We start from the raw sequence: 19442 nt of genomic DNA, 5'->3' as shown, positions 1-19442 counted from the left end.
CGACATGCGTCCGTAACTTATCGGCATGTTCAATCAGGACCGCATAGACATGCAACGTGGCATGGATGGCGAACCGGTGTACGGCGCAGGGGTCTGGCACTTCGCCACCTACGTCGACCGCTACGCCACCGACGGATACGGCGATCCGCGTACCGTCCTCGACGCCATCAAGCTAGCCGGAGCCGTCGGTGACCTGTCAGTCCTCGACCTCAACTGGCCCTTCCCGCCGGGGGACATCAGCACCGGGCAGGTCAAGGAAGCGCTGGCCGAGCAGAACCTGCGGGCCATCGCTGTGACGCCGGAGTTCTACACCGGCAAGTTCGCCAAGGGCGGCTTCACCAACCCCGATCCGGGCATCCGCCGCCAGGCCATCGACCTGGTGTCGGCCTCGGCCGAGGTCGGACGCGAGCTCGGTGTCGACTACGTCAAACTGTGGCCGGGACAGGACGGCTACGACTACCCCTTCCAGGCCGACTACAGCGACCTCTGGGACAAGTCGGTGAGCGCTGTGCGTGAGGTCGCCCAATCCTTCCCCGACCTCAAGTTCGCGATCGAGTACAAGCCGCGCGAGCCCCGTAACCGGATGGTCTTCTCGTCCGTCGCCCGCACGCTTCTGGCGATCGAGGACATGGGCGTGGACAACGTCGGTGTCCTGCTCGACTTTGGTCACTCGCTCTACGGTGGCGAGACGCCCGCCGAGGCGGCCCGGATGGCGATCGCCCGCGACAAGCTCTTCGCGATCGACGTCAACGACAACTTCCGGGGCTGGGACGACGACATGGTCGTCGGCTCCGTGCACCTGCTGGAGACCTTCGAGTTCTTCTTCGCGCTGCACGACGCGGGCTGGGAGGGAGTCTGGCAACTCGACCAGTTCCCGTTCCGGGAGGACCCGGTCGAGGCCGCGCGTGCCGGCATCCGCACCATGCGTGCGTTCCATCGGGCGCTCGGCTACCTCGACCGGGACGCGCTGACCGCCGCACAGTCCGCGCAGGACGCCCTGGGTGCCCAGCGCATCGCGAAGCGGGCGTTGTTCCGAGCGCTCGCGGAAAGTGAGTCCGAGTGACCGCCGCCCTGGAGAGCGCCGCCCCGTTGCGGCCCGACGAGTCCGCTGCCGACACCTATGGGCAGCGAAGTGCCCGGCTGCGTGCGGCGTCACCGGCCGAGGCCGCCGCGGAACTCGCCGAGATCTCCACCTCCGTACGACGCGACATCCTCACCACCATCCAGTCGGCCGGCATGGGTCACGTCGGCGGTGATCTGTCGGTGACCGACCTGCTGGTCACCGCGCTGTGGGGCACACTGCGGCTCGATCCGACCACACCTGACACCCCGCAGCGCGACCGCTTCGTCCTCAGCAAGGGGCACTGCGCCGCCGCGCTGTACTCGACCCTGGCCTCGTGCGGGTTCTTCCCCCGCGCGCGGTTGAGCGAGTTCATGGCACCGCTGTCACCGCTCAACGGTCACCCCGCGCGGCTCAAGGTGCCTGGCGTCGAGACCAACACGGGTCCCCTCGGCCACGGTTTCCCCGTCGCCACCGGCTGCGCACTCGGCGCACAGCTACGAGGGGAGACCTGGCGCACCATCGTCGTCCTCGGCGACGGCGAGATGCAGGAGGGCAGTAACTGGGAGGCCGCCATGACGGCCGCCCACTACAAGTTGGCCAACCTGACGGCCGTGGTGGACCGCAACCGACTCCAGCAGGGTGCCAGGACCGAGGACACCAAGACCCTGGAGCCCTTGGCCGAGAAGTGGGCGAGCTTCGGGTGGGAGGTCCGCGTCATCGACGGCCACGACCACCGGGCGATCAAGGAGGCGTACGCGGCGTCCACGACCGGCCGCCCCGTCGCGGTGATCGCCAACACCGTCAAGGGCAAGGGTGTTTCGTTCATGGAGGACCGCGTCGAGTGGCACCACAAGGTACCCACCGACGAGCAGGTCCGTCTCGCACTCGAGGAGCTCAACCGATGACCACCGCGGCCGAGCAGTCCCCCACCTACGACTGCCGGGCGGACTTCGCCGACGAACTCGCCGCGCTGGCCCGCTCCGACGAGCGGATCGTAGCGGTCTGCAACGACTCCGTCGGCTCCAGCAACCTGGTCAGATTCCGCGAGGAGTTTCCCACCAGGCTGATCAACGTCGGCATCGCCGAACAGGACTTGGTCGGTGTCTCGGCGGGTCTCGCCAACGCCGGCTTCATCCCCTTCGTGTCCGCTGCGGCGCCCTTTCTCACCGGTCGTGCCCTGGAGCAGATCAAGGCCGACGTCGCCTACACCCATCGTCATGTGATCCTCTGCGGGCAGAGCCCGGGCATGGCCTACGGCGAGCTGGGGCCGACCCACCACTCCATCGAAGACCTCTCCTGGATGCGCGCGGTACCCGGCCTGGAGATCATCGTGCCGGCGGATCCCGCCGAGACCCGCAGTGCGCTGCGCTGGGCCGTCGCTTCGGGCAAGCCGACGTACATCCGCATCCCGCGGTTCAAGGTCCCTGCCGTCACCCCCGCCGGCGCTCCGTTCGAAGCCGGCCGGGCCACACGTATCGTCGACGGCACGGACGTCACCGTGATCGCAGTGGGCACGATGGTGTCGCGCGCCCTGGGCGCCGCCGCGCTCCTGGAACGACAGGGCATCTCGGCCCGCGTACTCAACATGACGTTCGTCGAACCGCTGGACAGGGAGGCCGTGCTGGCCGCCGCGCGCGAGACCAGCGGCATCGTCACGGCGGAGGAGGGCCTCCTCTCGGGCGGCCTGGGCGCTGCCGTCGCGCGCGTCGTCACCGAACGGCATCTCGTCCCCGTACGCATGCTGGGCGTGCCCTCTTTCGCCCCGACCGGCAGCACCTCCTTCCTCCTGGAGCACTTCGGCCTCACCGCCGAGGGCATCGCCGAAGCCGCACGTGAGATTCTGGATCGGGCGAGATGAAGCCGCATGTTCTCGCCATCGACCAGGGCACGAGCTCCACCAAGGCGCTGCTCCTCGATGCTGCTGGTGACGTGGTGGCACGTGCCGCCGTTCCGCTGTCTCAGTCCCATCCCGGCCCGGGGCTCGTCGAGCAGGACGCGCTGGCCCTCCTCGGCAGCGTTCGCACAGCCGTGGCCGAATGCCTCAAGGCTGTCGATCCGAGCACCGTGGCCGGCGTCGCGCTCAGCACACAACGCGAGTCGGTCGTGCTGTGGGACGCCGACACCGGACTGCCCATCGCGCCCCTGGTCAGCTGGCAGGATCAGCGCGGCACCGAGCGTGCGGCCCGGCTCGACCGGGTGGGAATGAGCGAGGAGGTCCGGCACCGTACCGGCCTGCCGCTCGACCCCATGTTCTCGGCCCTCAAGATGGCCGCACTCCTCGACGAACACGACCCCTCGCGGGCCGGCAGCCGCGCCGGCCGACTGCGCCTCGGCACGGTGGACGCCTTCCTGCTGCACACGCTCACCGGCAACGCGGTCACCGAGATGGGCAACGCCTCCCGGACCCAGCTGCTCAATCTGGGCACCGGCGACTGGGACCAGGAGCTGCTCGACCTCTTCGACGTACCCCGCGCGGCCCTGAGCCGGGTCGTTCCCTCAACCGGGCCCTTCGGCCGGCTGAAGGGTCTCGCTCCCCTGGCCGACGGCACCCCGGTCCTCGCGGTCCTGGGCGACTCGCATGCCGCGCTCTTCGCACATGCCGGATGGCGGCCCGGAATCGTCAAGGCCACCTATGGCACCGGTTCCTCGATCATGACAGTGACCGGTTCCCCGGCGGCTGCCGGCAGCACATGCACCACCATCGCCTGGTCCACCGGACAACCCACCTACGCCCAAGAGGCCAACATCCGCTCCTCCGGGCGCACCATCACCTGGCTGGCCGGGCTGCTGGACATCACACCGGAGCAAGTCGTCGGCCTCGCGGCCGGCTCGGATGCGGGCGATGTGACCCTGGTACCCGCGTTCGGCGGCCTGGGCGCGCCCTGGTGGGACGCTCGGGCCGTGCCCGTACTCGCGGGATTCGACCTGGGCACCGACCGGCGTCAACTGGCGCGCGCCGCCCTGGAATCCGTCGCCTGTCAAGTGGCCGACGTGCTTGCGGAGTTGCCGGCTGTTCGCCAGGTCGTCGCCGACGGCGGTCTGACGCGCAGCGACGCCCTGATGCAACTGCAAGCAGACCTGTCGGACGTCGACGTCGCACTCACCCGCCACCATGAACTGTCCGCCGCAGGAGCCGCACACCTGGCCGGACTCGGGCTTGGCCTGTGGCCTTCCGACGAGCTGGAGAAGCGAGCCGACGCAAACCTCCAGATCTTCACACCCACCTGGGACGAACCACGCCGCCGTGTTGCCGTCGCGCGATGGCATCGCCGCCTCATGGCCGCCCGCGAACTCGGGACACGCGGAAAGTAGAGGAACTCATGGCAACAGCAGCCCCGGCACAGGAAGGAAGGAGCACGGAGAACCGCCGCAACTGGCTGACCCTCGGCCGCGGTTCCACTGTCGCTCTCCTGCTTGTCATCATCGCGGTCGCGCTGACCACCACCTACCGCTCGGACAGCACGGCCCGCGCCGATGCCAAACCCAAGTTCAGCCCAGCCACGTACGCGGCCGACACCTACGAGCCGAAGGTCGTGCCCGCGATCAAGAAGAACGCCGTGGACATCGTCACGCTCCACAAGGCGATCACGACCGACTCCGAAGCCGCCGGCCGACGCTACGGCCACCGGCCGGGCACCGGACCCTACAGCTATGCCGTCACCTTGACCGGCACCGCCGGCACCGCGCAGAGCGGCCTCCTTCACGTCACCGTCCCGGACCTGGGCAAGACCCGTGTCTCCGTGCAGATCGGTCCCGCCGTCAATGGCACCGCGCTGCGCGATGCCCCCGGCTTCATCGCCTTCGGCCAGTTCACCAACCAGGTCGATTACGCCGACGCCGCGACCGCGCTGAACACCGCGATGAAGGCTGACGTGCTCAAGTCCTTCAGTGCCACTGCGGTCAAGGGCAAGACGATCACCGTCATCGGTGCGATGACACCGCTGACCGCGGACGTCCTCACCGTCACGCCCGTCTCGATCGAGGCGGCGTCATGACCACAGCGACACGGACGGCACCCGTGCTCCGTGCCGCCGACGTCACCAAGGTGTACGGCGGCACGCAGGCGCTCAAGGGTGTCTCACTGGACATCGTCGCGGGACGCACCATGGTTCTGTTCGGTGAGAACGGTGCCGGCAAGTCGACGCTGATGAAGATTCTCAGCGCTGTCGAGTCCCCCAGCACCGGCCATATCGAACTCGACGGACGGCCCGTGGCCTTCGGTAACGCCCGCCAGGCCGCCGACCACGGCATCTCGATCATTCATCAGGAACTCAGCCTCTGTCCCAATCTCAGCATCCAGGACAATCTGTTCCTCGGCCGCGAACACACCCACCAAGGCGGTGTCCTGGTCGACCGCGCCGCCCAGCGCAAGCTGGCGCGACAGGTGCTGGGCCGGCTCGACGAATCCCTCGACCCCGACGCACTGGTCAGCGAACTACGCCTCGGACAACAACAGTTGGTGGAGATCGCGCGCGCTCTGCTGCAGCAGGCCCGCGTGCTCATCATGGATGAGCCGACTTCCGCGCTCAGCGCGCCCGAGGTCGAGGTCCTCTTCCACGTGATCCGTGAGCTCAAGTCCGCCGGCGTCGCGATCGTGTACATCTCCCACCACCTGGAAGAAGCCCTCAGCATCGCCGATGACGTCGCCGTGCTGCGCGACGGGCGTATGGTCGCCACCGCCCGCGCCGAAGACGTCGACCTGCCCTGGATCGTGCGCAAGATGGTCGGCCGCGAACAGGCGTCGCTCTTCCCGGCCCGGGAACCGGCCCTGGGCGCTGCCGCGCTGGAGGTCGAGGAACTTTCCGTCGCCGATCCCACGAGCCCCGGCCGGCTTGCCGTCGACAGCGTCTCCCTGACGCTGCGTGCCGGTGAGATGGTGGGCATCTACGGTCTGATGGGCAGCGGCCGTACCGAACTGCTGGAATGCCTGGCCGGCCGGCTCCCCGTCGCGTCCGGAGTGGTCCGGCTCCAGGGGCGACGGCTCACCGGCGACATCCGTCGGCGCATCGCGGCCGGGCTGGCCCTCGTACCCGAGGACCGGCAACGCGACGGGCTGGTCCAGTCCATGACGGTCGGTCAGAACATTTCCCTGGCCTCGGTGTCCCGTTTCGTGCGGCGCGTCCTGCTCGACCGGCGGGCCGAGGCCGACGCCGTCAACTCGACGATCGCCGGTGTCACCGTCAAGACCGCGGGTGCCGACGCGCCCATCGGCTCGCTCAGCGGCGGCAATCAGCAGAAGGTCGTCATCGGCAAGGCCCTGATGACAGGGCCCCGGGTCCTCCTCCTCGACGAGCCCTCACGCGGCGTCGATGTCGGGGCCAAGGCCGATGTGTTCAAGATGATGGCCCAGCAGGCGCACAACGGTCTGGCGGTGCTTTTCAGCACCTCCGAGGCCGAGGAGGCACTGCACGTCCCCGACCGCCTGCTGGTCCTGGTCCGCGGCCGGCTGGTCGCCGATGTGCACCCCCACGAGATCACCCGCGACCGCCTGATGAGCCTGGCCGACGGAGCCGACACCACCGATGAGGCGCACCATGACTGACACCCTCGCCAAAGACCACGAGACCGTCCGTGCACAGCAGCGTACGGCGGCGGCCCAGGCCCGACGGCTGAAGACGCTCGACTCGCTCTTCGAACTACGTGCTTTCATCGCGCTCGGTGTGCTCATCGTCGTCTTCAGCCTGCTGTCCGACTCGTTCCTGACCGTCGACAACGTCATCACCATGACCAGGCATGTGGCGATCAACGCGATTCTCGCCCTGGGCATGCTGCTGGTCATCCTCAAAGGCGGCATCGACCTCTCGGTCGGCTCGACCGTCGGCCTGTCCGGGGTGATCGCCGGTGAGCTGCTGCAGGGCTTGCACCTCAGTCCGTTCGACGTGGTCGCCTATCCTCAGGTCTGGGCGGTCATCGTCATCTGCATCGCCGTGGGCGCATTGGTCGGCGCGGTCAACGGGATCCTCGTCACCCGGCTGAACGTGGCCCCGTTCATCGCCACCCTCGGCATGCTCTACGTGGCACGCGCCACCGCCATGCTCATCTCGAACGGCACCACCTATCCCGACCTGGCAGGCAACCCCAGCACCCACAACACCGGCTTCGACTGGCTCGGACAAGGGCGCCCCCTCGGTCTGCCGGTGGCGGTCTGGATCATGATCGTACTGGCCGCCCTGGTCGCCGCCCTCCTGCGGTCGACGCCCTTCGGCCGCTGGCTCTACGCCACCGGAGGCAACGAGCGCGCCACGGAACTCAGCGGTGTTCCCGTCAAGCGCGTCAAGATGGCCGTCTACGTCATATCCGGCGCCTGCGCTGCGATATCCGGGCTCATCATCGCCTCCGAACTCACCTCCGCCGCACCGCAGGCCGGCGACACCTTCGAACTCAACGCCATCGCGGCGGTCGTCATCGGCGGCGCCGCCCTTTCCGGCGGGCGCGGCAATGTACGCGGCACCCTGGTCGGCGCCTTCGTCATCGGTTTCCTCGCGGACGGCCTGGTGATCCTCGGCGTGTCGACGTTCTGGCAGATGCTCATCAAGGGCGCCGTCATCATCGTCGCCGTCATCCTCGACCAGAGCCAGCAGCGCTTCCGTCGCCGCAGGGCAGCCGCATCCGCTGTGGCCGTCGCCGCCGAGGACGCCGAGGACGACTCCAGGAATCCGCAGCGCGTCACGTCCGAAGCCTGAACCCCGGATCAGTCATCCGCTCTCCCACGCCACCCCCCGCAGCCTCTTCCATCCCACACCAGTGCCCAGGAGACCGTCATGTTCCAGCACAAGCGCGGCAGAGTACTCATCAGCGCCACCGCCGTCACCGCGGGCCTCCTCCTGATGACCGCATGTGGTTCATCGGGCAGCGACGCCAAGGCCTCGTCGTCGAAGAGCAACCTGATCGCCATCATCACCCCCTCCCCCGACAACCCCTTCTTCAAGGCGGAGGCCGACGCCGCAGGCGCGAAGGCCAAGAGCCTCGGCTACAAGACGTCGGTCGCCTCCCACGACGACGACCCCAACAAGCAGAGCGAGCTCATCGACGCCGCGATCTCCCGCAAGGCGGCGGCCATCATCCTCGACAACGCGGGTGCCGACGCCTCGATCGGCCCGGTACGCAAGGCCACCGAGGCGGGCATCCCCGTCTTTCTCATAGACCGGGAGATCAACCAGACGGGTATCGCCAAGGCACAGATCGTGTCGAACAACTCCCAGGGTGCCCAGCTCTCGGCACAGCAGTTCGTCAAGGCCCTGGACGGCAAGGGCGATTACGTCGAACTCACCGGCAAGGAGTCCGACACCAATGCCGGCGTCCGGTCCAAGGGATACGCGGACGTCATCTCCCAGTACCCCGACATGAAGCGGGTCGTCCGGCAGACCGCCAACTGGGACCAGCAGGAAGCCTTCACCAAGATGGAAACCATCCTCCAGCGCTTCCCCAGGATCAAGGGTGTCATCGCCGGAAACGACACCATGGCGCTGGGCGCGGTGGCGGCGCTGAAGTCGGCCAAGCGCACCGGGGTCGTGGTGGTGGGCTTCGACGGAAGCCCGGACGCCATCGCCCAGATCAAGGCGGGAACCATGGACGCGACCGCCCTGCAGCCGGCGGCCCTCGGTGCGCAGCGCGCGGTCGAACAGGCGGACACATACATCAAGACGGGCAAGACCGGCCAGCCCGAGAAGCAGTCCATCGACTGCGAGCTCGTGACCAAGGACAACGCCGATGAATTTGGCGTCTTCGCCCGCCGCTGAGCCACACCGATGGGCGCACGGTGCGGCTCCGCAACCAGCACACCGTGCGCCATCTGCGGGGATACCATGTCAGCCGATGGTCAGGTACAGACCTGTATCCGACCCGCGCATCGGAACACGAAGGATGGAGGCAGGGTGCCGGCGGCAGCGACCACTCCGAGCCCTGATCACGTGCGGCTCTTGGTCAAGGTGGCCCGTATGTACCACGAACGCGGCATACGGCAACCCGAGATCGCGGCCCGCCTCAGCATGTCGCAGCCCAGGATCTCCCGCCTCCTGAAAGAAGCCGTCGCCCGGGGTGTGGTGCGTACGGTCGTGGTGCCCCCCGAAGGCGTGCACGCCGAACTCGAGGACGCCCTGGTCGAACGGTTCGGACTGCGCGATGCGGTCGTCGTGGAGGTGGAAGGCGCGGGTTTCGACGTGATCCCCGCCCTCGCCGCGGCAACGGCCACCTACCTCGACGCCACTCTCACGGGCGGCGATGTCATCGGCATCTCTTCGTGGAGCGCCACCCTCCTGGAGTCGGTGAACGTGATGCGCGCCAAGACGTCGTCCGTGGCTCAGGAAGTCGTCCAGATCATCGGTGGATCGGGCAGCCCTGAAGTACAGCTCCACGCCACCCGGCTCACCAGTCGGCTGGCTGAACTGACCGGCGCCCGGCCGGTGTTCGCCCCGTCGGCCGCACTGGTCGGCAGCAGGGAACTGCGCGACCTGCTGTCGCGTGAGCCCGCCATGGCCGACGCCATGAAGGCCTGGTCCCGGCTCACGCTGGCACTGCTCGGCATCGGTACGCTCGAACCCTCGCCCCTGCTGCGCCGTTCGGGTAACGCCATCACGCCCGAGGACCAAGCAAGACTTGAGGAACTGGGCGCCGTCGGCGATGTCTGCGCCCGCTATTTCGACAGCGCCGGAAACCCCGTCGACGCGCCGTTCAACGACCGGCTCATCGGCATCGAGCCGGACCTGCTCCGCACAGTGGAACGACGTATCGGCGTCGCAGGTGGCATCAACAAGGCAGCCGCCATTCGCGGCGCGGTACGCGGCAAGTGGATCAACATTCTGATCACCGATGTCGAGGTGGCCCGGGAACTCCTCGCCGACTGAGGGCAGGCCGCTGACTCGTTCCCGCTGAACTCCCGGTAGTACTGCGCCTCTTCGGCCCGCCGAGGGCGTTCCTGGTGTGGGCAAGCGATGCTTCACAGTGGTCGGGCTTCGTCGCTCAGTCCACACCTGTCAACCCATCCGACAGTGAATGAATGTTCAGACAGGAGGGGTCGTGACACGTATGTCACCCTGGCGTCATCTGATCCGCACCTCCGTGGGCGCACTCACCGCGCTCCTGCTGCTCGTCCTCGTGCCACCGACGGCGAGCAGTGCGTCGGACGGCGGCGGTGATCGCTTCACCAAGCCGCGGACCGTCGTCACCACCGACATGGAGCAGGACGACTACGCCTCGCTCATCCGGTACCTGCTGTACACCAACGACCTCGACACCGAGGGCATCATCTACACCAGCGGCCGTTTCCACTGGGCGGGCGACGGCAAGGGCACCCTCTTCTACCTCCCGGGCCGCGAGTACACGACACCTCAGACCTCCTGGCGCTGGACGGGTACGCGCACGATCCAGGATCTCGCCCTGAAGGCCTATGCGAAGGTGTATCCCAACTTGCGGGCGCACGACCGCGACTACCCGACGCCGGCAGAGCTGTACTCCAAGGTCGCTGTCGGCAACATCGACTTCGAGAACTCGATGGACCGGGACACACCGGGCTCCGACCTCATCAAGAGACTGCTGCTCGACGACGATCCACGCCCGCTCTACCTCCAGGCCTGGGGTGGCACCAACACGATCGCGCGGGCGCTCAAGTCGATCGCCGATCAGTACCAGGGCTCGCCCCGCTGGTCACAGATACGCGACAAGGTCACACGCAAGGCGGTCATACTCGCCAGCGGGTTCCAGGATCTGACCTACGAACAGTACATCGCACCGCAGTGGCCGAAGATACGTATCGAAAACCTGCAGGCCGGCTACGCCACCTGGGGCTACAACTGCAACCGCAACGGGCAGGGGAACGTACGCGGGCTGCCTGCGGATCGCCAGTACTTCAAGGGCGCCTGGATCAAGAAGAACATCCAGGTCGGCCCGCTCGGCTCGCTCTACCGTTCATGGCTCGACGGCCAGGCGATGCCGGGCGACCAGCTCGACATCTTCGGCGACCCGGTCCTGGCCGCGAAGGGCTGGTGCTCCCCGCTGGAGCCCTACGACTTCCTGTCCGAGGGCGACAACGTCGCATACATGTCGCTGTTGCACACCGGGATCGAGGCACCGCAGGAGCCGAGTCGCGGTGGCTGGGGCGGCCGTGCCACCCAGGTCTCGGCCTCGCCCGAGCTCTGGACGTCGGTGAACACGGAGAAGGACGCCACAGGCGCAGACGTCACCGCTTACCCGACCCTGCGGTGGGCGGGCGCGGCGCAGAACGATTTCGCGGCGCGCATGCAGTGGACATTGTCGCCCCGGGGCGGTAACCACGCGCCCCGGGTCAGCATCCCCGGGCCGGACCAGATCTCGGTTCGCGCGGGCACGCAGGTGAAGCTGCGGGGTGTCGGGGTCGATCCCGATCGTGACCACCTCGGCTACAAGTGGTGGCAGTACGCCGAAGAGGGCACATACCCCGGCTCGGTCGGCATCGCCGGAGCAGACGGGCGCACGGCGACGGTGTCGGTGCCGTCAGATGCTCAGCGCGGCCAGACGATCTCGCTGATCCTCCAAGTCACCGATGACGGAAGCAGCTTCCCTCTCACCCGCTACGCCCGCGTGACCCTGCGCGTTCGCTGAGCCACAGCGGCTCGACGATCACACTTGCGCACCGCCCACCCACGCCCTGTGCAGCGTGGGTGGGCGGTCCCACTGCCCCCCGTCCGCTGTCCACTGGCCGACGTCCGTCATCCGGGGGAAGGGCGAACATCTTCATAGATGAATGCATTCAGCCATGAATGAGCGGATGTGTGAAGATGCAAATACCTACCTTAGGTCGGTTTCTTCCGATCGCGCCGGCGGGCCGGCGGGGACTTACCGGGAGACGGACCGTACGCGATCTGATGTGCCGCGCGGGATGCTTGGTCCTCGCGGTCGTGTCCATCGCCTTCGGGGTGACGCTGACACCTCCGGCGCAGGCGGCAGCGGCGGGCGCTGCTGCTCCGACCGGCTGCGAGTCGGTCGACGAGCTTTCCGGCTATGTCCCGTTGTACGAGCTGAACGTACCCCGGGCGGCGTACTGGCGGGGCGGTGCCGGTGTTCCCTACGCGGTGAACAGGTCCGCCGGACTGGACGACAAGCCGAGCACCTCGTACCTGGACCGTGTCGCGTACTGCCTGGACACCGTGACGGCCGCGGGCGGCCATGAATGGGCCTACGCCTCGTTCGACACCTTCACCAACGACCCCCGCCGGCTGGGCGTGCCGAGCACCACGATCGCGCGGCGGGTGACCGGCCTGACGACGTGGGGCAGCAACGTGAAGCACGTCGAGCGGGCAGACGGTGGGTACATCGAGTTCTGGCCCGGCACCTACCGCGCTACCGCCTCGCCGTCGGTTCCGACCGGCGACAGCTCCGCCTACGACTTCTCCGACACCCCCAGAGGCGCCGCTACCGGATACGGGTCGATGCAGGTGCACAACACCGCCGACCGGGAGACGGTGCTGGCTCTCAACGGATGGAGCCACAGCCGCGGCCGGTATCTGGACATCGGCACGGGCAACCAGAAGACCGGGCAGCCGGACTGGACGTTCTCCCAGTCGGGCCGGGGGCTGTCGTCGGCCACGCTGAAGGTGTACGTCAAGCCGGCCTCGCCGAACGCGACCCGGTGCGAGCAGACGGTGGGCGAGCTGGCCGACTACCAGCTGCTGTACGACGCGGAGGTCCCGCGGACCGCTGCGGCCTGGGCCGACGGCGTGCCGTACGCGGTGGACAACTCGGTGTCGCTCCGGACCCCGTTCTCCCGTGTCGCCTACTGTCTGGACGGCATGTACGGCCCCACCCCGGCATGGGCCTACGCGTCCATGAACGCCTGGACGCAGGATCCGAAGGCACTGGGCGTGCCGATGTCCGCGACGGTTCGACGACAGGTCGCCGATCTGACCGTACGGGGATCCGCTGTGCGTCCGTCCGACCACAGCACCGGATACCTGGAGCTGTGGCCGAACCGGTACGGCCCGGGGCTGCCGCCCTCCGCACCGTCCGGTGGCAGCGCCACCAAGTGGGACATCGTCGACACTCCTCAGCCAGTCACGGGGCAGGTTCCGGGTGCGGGCGGCTACGGGTCGTTCCAGGTCCACGACCTGACGCACCGGCAGACCGTGCTCGCGGTCAACGGCTGGGCACACAAACCGCAGACACGTGTGTCCGCCGGTGTCGGTACCGCGCCCGTCGGCCAGCCGGACTGGACCTTCGCCGAGAACGCGGGCAGGTGGACGGCACCGCATCTGCGGGTGTACGTGAAACCCGCCGGTGTGGACGTCGTCACCGGGCCGACGAACGCACAGCTGTACCCCCGGGACCGGGCCACGAACACGGCGACGGTCACGGTGCGGAGCCATGTCACCGACCCGGACGTCACGGCCCTGCGCATGGACGTCCACCGTGCGGGCGCGCTCGTCTCCACGCAGCGGGTGCCGGCCGAGGAATGGTCCACGATGAGCGCCCCGATCACCGCGGAGCGGGCCGCCCACACGGTCGAGGTGTGGGCACAGCGGCCGTCGGGCCAGACCCTCGTGCGCCGCGCCACCGATGTGGTCGCCGGGGACGTGTACGTCATCGAGGGCCAGTCCAACGCGGTGGCCGCGGGCGCCGGGCACTCCGGTACCGCCAGCTCGGTGGACCACTCACCCTGGGTGCGCACCTTCGGGTACGACAGCGCGGATCCGGCGCGTTCCGTCCTCGACCGGAGCTGGTACGTGGCCACCGGTGAGGGCTTCGAGGGATCCCACACCTCGGTGCGCGGCGCGATCGGACAGCTCGGGATGCGACTGGGGCGTGACCTGGCCGACCGGACCGGTGTTCCGGTCGCGATCCTCAACGGCGCGGACGGCGGGAAGCCGTCGGCCTTCTTCCAGCGCTCCGACCGCGCCCCCACCGACCCGGCCACGAACTACGGCCGGCTGCTCGGCAGGGCCGTCGACGGCGGCCTGGCCGGCGCGGTGCGGGCTGTCATCTGGTATCAGGGCGAGGCGGACACCGGCCAGAACGGCAGACCGACGGCGGCGCAGCACAACACGAACGTGCGGTCCCTCCTCGCCGACTGGCGGACCGACTTCACCGGCCTGGAGCATGTCTATGTCGTCCAGATCCGGAAGCACTGCGGGGCGTTCCGCAGCGTCGCCGTCCAGGAGGTTCAGCGCCGACTCGCCGCTGTCGCCGGTGTGTCGGTGATGACGACCATGGGGCTGGACGGCCACGACGGCTGCCACTACACCTACCGGTCCGGCTACCGTCAGCTCGGCGACTGGCTGAGCATGGCGATCCAGCGCGACCTCCACGGCGCCCGGCCGACCACACCGGTGGACCCGCCGAACCCGCTGCGTGCGGTCTGGGAGGACTCGGCGCACACCAGGATCCGGATCGACCTCACGGATGCCACGCAGACGCTTCGCTGCGACGCCGGAAGCAAGGCCGACTTCGCCCTGACCGGTACGACCGCGAAGGTGGCGGGTGTCAGCTGCGGTACCGGCCGGGTGAGCCTGACCCTGACCGGCCGGGTCACCGGTCCGGCGAGCCTCACCTACGCCGGCCATCCCGGCCACGCCACCACCTCCGCCACGCCGACCACCGCATGGATCGTCAACGCCTCGGGCATGGGCCTCCTGGCGTTCGACCGGCTCCCGGTCAGCTGACCCGTCCACCGCACCGGTGACCGCCTGCCGTCACATATGGCGGCAGGCGGTCACCGGCTTCGGTGTGCAACGGCAGACGGCGGGTCCCGTTCACCGCAGCGGTCAGTGGTGCTCGGGGACCGCCGCCAGGACCCGGCGGGCGCCGCGGACCACCGCTTCGTCGATCATGCGGCCGGAGTCGTCCAGGGCCACGCCCGAGCCGGCTCTCTCGAACCGTTCGACCAGTGCACGCGCCCGGTCAAGCGCGGCCGCGCCGGGTGTGAACACCTCGTTGACGACCGGGACTTGGGCGGGGTGGACACAGGCCCGGCCGCCGAAGCCGAGCCGTTTGAGCGCGGCCGTGGAGCGGCGCAGCCCGTCGAGGTCACGGAAGTCCGTGCTCACCGGGCCGAGCGGCGGTGCCAGCCGGGCTGCCGCGCAGGACATCACAAGCCGCGACCGCGCCCACAGCAACTCCCGCTCGTCCGGGCCGGGTTCGATGCCGGTGTCGGCGCACAGGTCGGCCTCGCCGAGCTGCATCCGGGTCACCCTGGGCCCCCGCGCGAGCAGCGGCGCGGCCAGCAGCGCCGCCGCGCTCTCCAGGAGGGGGCACAGCTCGATCCAGGGTGCCTCCGCCAGTTCCCCGGCCACTGCGGTCAGTTCGCCGACCCGTTCCGCCTTGGCGATGATCACGCCGGTCACGGCGGGCAGTGCCACCGCGCCCGCGTCGGCGAGCCCCTGGCCGCCGGGGTTGATCCGTACCCAGACCCGGGGGCCGGGGCGGGAGGCCGCGGGCGCCAGGCCCGCCAGCCATGCCGCGCTGATGGCGCGGGCGCCCTCCTTGGCGTCCGGGGCGACCGCGTCCTCCAGGTCCACGATGACCGTGTCGGCACCCCTGCCGAGCGCCTTCGCCAGCATCTGAGGGCGGTCGCCCGGCACATACAGGGCGGATCTCACCGGGCGTCGCCCCCGTTGCCGGTCGGGCGGTGCAGGTAGGTACCGGCAGGCTCACCGACCACCTTGCCGTCGGCGAGGATCCGGTTGCCGCGCAGGAAGGTGTCGCTGACCCGGGCGGTCAGTTCGAAGCCCTCGAAGGGCGTGTACTCCTGGGTGGACTCCGAGTCGGCCGCGCGGACCGTCCAGGTGTGGTCCGGGTCGACCAACGCGATGTCGGCGTCGAAGCCGGGGGCGATCCGGCCCTTGGTGGGCAGGCCGTAGCGGCGGGCCGGGTTCCAGGCGGTCAGCGCGGCGATCCGGCCCAGGGACAGACCGCGCCGGGTGCCCTCGGAGACCAGGCCGGGCAGCAGGTACTCGGCGCCGCCGAAGCCGGACTTGGCCAGAAAGACGTCGTCCGCGGGCTTGCCGAACTTCAGTTCCTCGCGGCAGCAGGCATGGTCGGAGACCACCCAGTCCACGGTGCCGTCCAGCACGTACTCCCACAGGGCCTCGACGTCCTCGCGCGGGCGCAGCGGCGGGTTGACCTTGCCGCCCAGGCCGTGCGCGGTGTCGATGTCGGCGAGCAGGTGGCCGACGGTGACCTCGCGGCGGAAGTCGATGTGCGGGAACGCCTTGCCCATCCGCACCGCCGCGTCCATGGCCTTGCGGGAGGAGAGGTGCAGCAGGTTGATGGTGGGCAGGCCGGTCTCGTGGGCGAGGTAGGAGGCGATGGAGACGGCCAGGCCCTCGGAGTGCTGCGGGCGGGAGGCGCTGTACGCCGCGAGGCCGGTCAGGTCGCCGGCCTCCTCGACCATCTTGGTGTACGCGGACATGATCTCGGCCGTCTCGCAGTGCAGGGACAGCGAGATCTGGTCGGCGAGCTCGGGGAACTCGGTGCGGGCGGCCTGGATGCCGCGCATCACGAACTCGAAGTGGGCGTAGTCGTAGCGTTCGCCCTCGGGGGTCATCAGGAAGGAGCTCTGGTCGGAGGAGCGGCCGTGCAGACCGTGGCTCCCGTAGAACATGAACACCTTGAACGAGGTGACGCCGTGCTCCTTGACCAGCCCGGGTATCTCGGCGATATGGCCCTTGGACATGGGGGCCAGGTGGTAGGCGTAGTCCACGTGGGCGTGGCCGGCGGTCCGCTCCAGCACCTCGGGGAAGAACTCGGCGTACGGGCCGCCCTTGTTGAGGTAGTACTGCCCGGTGCGCATATAGGTCAGCGCGGAGGTGACGCCGCCCTGGGCGCAGGCGCGGCTCTCGCTGGCGGCGTCCTGTTCCAGCGGGTTGTAGATGCCCCAGTGCTGGTGGGCGTCCACGACACCGGGGAAGGCCAGCTTCCCGCCGCCGTCCACGACCTGCCGGGCGGCGGCGGTGTCGATGCCGGGGGCGACGTCGGCGATCCGCCCGTCGGCGACGGCGATGTCCGCCGGGACCGCCGTATCCCGCTCGTCGCTGACGACTCGGACGTTCTTCACCACGAGGTCGTACTCAGTCACGATGGCCTCCTGCCACGGTCTTCAGCTCGGCCAGGGGCCCGAGCAGGTCTTGGACACGGTCGAGTTCGTCCAGGCGCAGACCGCGGTCCATCACCAGGGCGATGCCGGCCTCGGTGAGCCGGCCGGCGGCGTTGTCACTGAACTTCAGGGCGAGTTCGGCGTCCGACAGGGGGCGCTGGGGACCGCCCCGGTTGCCGAGCACCTCCTGCCGCCACTCGCGGCCGTCGGTGTCGTACGCGGTGAGCACCGCGGGGAACTGGGCCGGGAAGATGGCGGTTGCGGTCTCGTCGGCGACCACCTCGACCTTGGCCATCAGCTTCCGGCGGGCGGGGTCGCGGGCGAGGGCGTCGGTGAAGTCGTCGAGCCCGAGGCCGAGCCCGCCGCCCCCGCCGAGGAGTCCGGCGGCGACCATGTAGGGGCCGGAGAACTGGGCCTGGTAGCCGGTCTCGGGGGCGCGCTTGCGCTCGATCGGCTGGCCGATGGTGCGGATCACCGGGGCCGGCACGCCGAGCACCAGCCGCGCCACCCGGTCCGGGTCCAGGCCGCGTGCGCGCAGCGCCATGGCGGCGTCGGCGGCGGTGTGGGTGAAGTGGTTGGCCGGGTAGGGCTTGAAGAAGATCCCGGGCACGGACCACTCGGTGCCCAGGCCCTCGGTGACGGCCCCGGCGTCGTAGACGCCGTGCAGGAACGCCTCGAAGAAGCCGAACCGGCCCTCCAGCACGGTGGGCGGGCCGGTGAAGCCGCGGCGCACCAGTTGGGCGGCGGTGACCGCCGACTGTGCGGCCAGCCCGCAGTGCAGCCGTTTGACGGTGCCGCCGGTGCGGTTGGCCTCGATGATCCCGGCGGCCATGGACGCCGCGACGCCGAGCACGTCCACCAGTTCGCCCGCCCGGAGGCCGAACAGCAGGCCGGCGGCCACCGAGCCGCCGAGGGCGCCGCAGATGGAGGTGGCGTGCTGGCCGTGCTCGAAGAAGGTGGAGTTGCCGGACGCGCGGTCGTAGCCGGCCATCCCGAGGCGTACGCACACCTCCAGGCCGACCGCGATGGCCCGGACGACCTGACGGCCGTCCGCCCCGGTGGTCTCGGCCGCCGCCAGCGCGGCGGGTACCACGGAGGCGCTGGGGTGCAGCACGGACGGCAGATGGGTGTCGTCGTAGTCGAGGGAGTGGGCCAGGACACCGTTGGCCAGGGCCGCCAGCGGTGCGGGCACCGCGGTGGGCCCGCCACCGACGACGGTGGCCTGCGGCCGGCCGCCCTGCTCCCGTACGTGCTCGACGATCGCGGCGGAGGTGGGCAGTCGGTGGGCGGCGACGCACAGGCCGAGCACGTCCACCACCCGCCTGCGGACGCTGTCGGTGACCGCGCCCGGCAGGGCGGGATAGGTGGCGGCCTCCGCGAACTCGGCGAGCCGCCGGGCGAGGGTGGGCTCAGCCACGGCCGTCCTCCGCCGCCGGTCCCGCGACCACGGCCAGCGGCCGGACCGGCGAGCCGGTGGCGCCGAACAGCGGCAGCGGGGAGAGCACGAAGGTGAACTCGTGCACCTTCTGGGCCGCGATCTCCTCCAGGTCCAGGGTCTCGACGATGTAGACGCCGCTCTCCACCAGCAGCACCCGGTGGGCGGGCAGACTGCTGTGCCCGGCTCCCGGGGCCAGCCGCTCGAAGGCGATGGAGTCCGCACCGGCGGCGTGCACCCCGCGTCCGGCCAGCCATTGCGCACCGGCCTCGCCGACCCCGGGGACCCCGGAGTCGTGGCCGATGAAGGTGTCCCGGTCGGGTGCGTCGAACCGGCGTCCCCAGCCGCTGCGGATCAGCACGGCGTCGCCGCGTTCCACCGGGGTGCCCTGGAGGCGTTCGGTGGTCTCCAGGTCGGCCACGGTGATCTCGTAGCCGGGTTCGCAGACCTCGGTGCCGAGCGCGGCGGGTACGTCCAGCAGGACACCCCGGCAGACCATGGGGGCGATGGTGTGGACGCCGTGGTCGCGGTAGAACCCGCCCTCGCCGGCGGCGCGGGCGTCGGCGCCGCCGAACAGCCTGCCGTTGTGCGAGACATGGGCGAGGGCGTCGATGTGGGTGCCCACGTGGGTGCCCATGACCAGCATGTCGTTGGCCGCCGAGCCGCCGTCCGCGCGGACCCGGTCGCCGTGGCGGCGGGGCAGGGTGTGCCAGTAGGCGGGGTGATTGGGCGACTGGGGCATGCCGACGTAGAGGCGGCGGCCGAGGTCCAGGACGCGTATTCCCTGGCGCACCGCCGCCAGCAGCGGGTCCCGCGGCCTGATGCGCTCGGGTGGGGTGATCGATGCTGTGCTGCTCACGTGCGTCCCGTCCTTCTCTCGGTTG

At 69.6% G+C, this 19442-nt stretch carries 15 protein-coding genes; 11 read left to right on the top strand and 4 right to left on the bottom strand.

All coding sequences use genetic code 11. The features are described 5' to 3' along the window. Positions 1–25: 25 nt before the first annotated feature. The 11 genes from CTZ28_RS16450 (at position 26) to CTZ28_RS16400 (ending at position 14691) form a co-directional block, all read left to right on the top strand. Positions 26–1063 carry a TIM barrel protein gene (locus CTZ28_RS16450; RefSeq protein ID WP_220795348.1) on the top strand — a complete coding sequence of 346 codons (1038 nt, stop codon included), beginning with the start codon at positions 26–28 and terminating at the stop codon, positions 1061–1063. Beyond that, complete coding sequence (locus CTZ28_RS16445; RefSeq protein ID WP_259471657.1) at positions 1060–1968, top strand: transketolase; 909 nt, start codon at positions 1060–1062, stop codon at positions 1966–1968. Before CTZ28_RS16450 ends, CTZ28_RS16445 begins: the two co-directional genes overlap by 4 nt. Next, entirely contained in the window at positions 1965–2921 is a 957-nt protein-coding gene (locus CTZ28_RS16440) for a transketolase family protein (protein WP_121890163.1), read from the top strand. The genes CTZ28_RS16445 and CTZ28_RS16440 overlap by 4 nt, the downstream gene beginning before the upstream one ends. Then, positions 2918–4375: an FGGY family carbohydrate kinase gene (locus tag CTZ28_RS16435; RefSeq protein WP_121890162.1), complete on the top strand. Its 1458-nt coding sequence runs from the start codon at positions 2918–2920 to the stop codon at positions 4373–4375. Before CTZ28_RS16440 ends, CTZ28_RS16435 begins: the two co-directional genes overlap by 4 nt. A gap of 8 nt (positions 4376–4383) precedes the next feature. Beyond that, positions 4384–5058 carry a DUF2291 family protein gene (locus tag CTZ28_RS16430; protein ID WP_183154421.1) on the top strand — a complete coding sequence of 225 codons (675 nt, stop codon included), beginning with the start codon at positions 4384–4386 and terminating at the stop codon, positions 5056–5058. Further along, a complete protein-coding gene (locus CTZ28_RS16425; RefSeq protein WP_121890160.1) occupies positions 5055–6605 on the top strand; it encodes a sugar ABC transporter ATP-binding protein in 1551 nt (516 codons plus the stop codon). Before CTZ28_RS16430 ends, CTZ28_RS16425 begins: the two co-directional genes overlap by 4 nt. Further along, a complete protein-coding gene (locus tag CTZ28_RS16420; RefSeq protein ID WP_121890159.1) occupies positions 6598–7746 on the top strand; it encodes an ABC transporter permease in 1149 nt (382 codons plus the stop codon). The genes CTZ28_RS16425 and CTZ28_RS16420 overlap by 8 nt, the downstream gene beginning before the upstream one ends. A 78-nt stretch (positions 7747–7824) precedes the next feature. Beyond that, positions 7825–8802: a D-ribose ABC transporter substrate-binding protein gene (locus tag CTZ28_RS16415; RefSeq protein ID WP_121890158.1), complete on the top strand. Its 978-nt coding sequence runs from the start codon at positions 7825–7827 to the stop codon at positions 8800–8802. A gap of 198 nt (positions 8803–9000) precedes the next feature. Then, a complete protein-coding gene (locus tag CTZ28_RS16410; protein ID WP_259471656.1) occupies positions 9001–9906 on the top strand; it encodes a sugar-binding transcriptional regulator in 906 nt (301 codons plus the stop codon). A 181-nt stretch (positions 9907–10087) separates the two neighbouring features. Next, positions 10088–11638, top strand: a complete 1551-nt coding sequence (locus tag CTZ28_RS16405) for a DUF1593 domain-containing protein (protein WP_259471672.1) — start codon at positions 10088–10090, stop codon at positions 11636–11638. Between the two features lie 296 nt (positions 11639–11934). Beyond that, positions 11935–14691: a sialate O-acetylesterase gene (locus CTZ28_RS16400; RefSeq protein ID WP_147481158.1), complete on the top strand. Its 2757-nt coding sequence runs from the start codon at positions 11935–11937 to the stop codon at positions 14689–14691. A gap of 102 nt (positions 14692–14793) precedes the next feature. Here CTZ28_RS16400 and CTZ28_RS16395 read toward each other — a convergent pair whose 3' ends face one another. The 4 genes from CTZ28_RS16395 to CTZ28_RS16380 are packed head-to-tail and all read right to left on the bottom strand — an operon-like array spanning position 14794 to position 19417. Next, positions 14794–15627: an HpcH/HpaI aldolase/citrate lyase family protein gene (locus CTZ28_RS16395; RefSeq protein ID WP_121890154.1), complete on the bottom strand. Its 834-nt coding sequence runs from the start codon at positions 15625–15627 to the stop codon at positions 14794–14796. Beyond that, a complete protein-coding gene (locus CTZ28_RS16390) occupies positions 15624–17105 on the bottom strand; it encodes a dihydroorotase (RefSeq protein ID WP_121890153.1) in 1482 nt (493 codons plus the stop codon). Before CTZ28_RS16390 ends, CTZ28_RS16395 begins: the two co-directional genes overlap by 4 nt. Further along, complete coding sequence (locus CTZ28_RS16385; protein WP_121890152.1) at positions 17098–18540, bottom strand: MmgE/PrpD family protein; 1443 nt, start codon at positions 18538–18540, stop codon at positions 17098–17100. The genes CTZ28_RS16390 and CTZ28_RS16385 overlap by 8 nt, the downstream gene beginning before the upstream one ends. Further along, complete coding sequence (locus CTZ28_RS16380) at positions 18533–19417, bottom strand: cyclase family protein (protein WP_259471655.1); 885 nt, start codon at positions 19415–19417, stop codon at positions 18533–18535. Before CTZ28_RS16380 ends, CTZ28_RS16385 begins: the two co-directional genes overlap by 8 nt. Positions 19418–19442 lie beyond the last annotated feature (25 nt).

Origin of the sequence: Streptomyces shenzhenensis (genome assembly GCF_003688995.1) — a bacterium.
Classification (GTDB): domain Bacteria; phylum Actinomycetota; class Actinomycetes; order Streptomycetales; family Streptomycetaceae; genus Streptomyces; species Streptomyces shenzhenensis_A.
This window is presented reverse-complemented; position numbering and strand designations above follow the sequence as displayed.

Excerpts from the sequence above, each read along its gene's own strand:
- CTZ28_RS16450 (WP_220795348.1), top strand. The coding sequence starts at position 26 with ATGTTCAATCAGGACCGCATAGACATGCAACGTGGCATGGATGGCGAA.
- CTZ28_RS16440 (WP_121890163.1), top strand. The coding sequence starts at position 1,965 with ATGACCACCGCGGCCGAGCAGTCCCCCACCTACGACTGCCGGGCGGAC.
- CTZ28_RS16435 (WP_121890162.1), top strand. The coding sequence starts at position 2,918 with ATGAAGCCGCATGTTCTCGCCATCGACCAGGGCACGAGCTCCACCAAG.
- CTZ28_RS16430 (WP_183154421.1), top strand. The coding sequence starts at position 4,384 with ATGGCAACAGCAGCCCCGGCACAGGAAGGAAGGAGCACGGAGAACCGC.
- CTZ28_RS16425 (WP_121890160.1), top strand. The coding sequence starts at position 5,055 with ATGACCACAGCGACACGGACGGCACCCGTGCTCCGTGCCGCCGACGTC.
- CTZ28_RS16420 (WP_121890159.1), top strand. The coding sequence starts at position 6,598 with ATGACTGACACCCTCGCCAAAGACCACGAGACCGTCCGTGCACAGCAG.
- CTZ28_RS16415 (WP_121890158.1), top strand. The coding sequence starts at position 7,825 with ATGTTCCAGCACAAGCGCGGCAGAGTACTCATCAGCGCCACCGCCGTC.
- CTZ28_RS16410 (WP_259471656.1), top strand. The coding sequence starts at position 9,001 with ATGTACCACGAACGCGGCATACGGCAACCCGAGATCGCGGCCCGCCTC.
- CTZ28_RS16405 (WP_259471672.1), top strand. The coding sequence starts at position 10,088 with ATGTCACCCTGGCGTCATCTGATCCGCACCTCCGTGGGCGCACTCACC.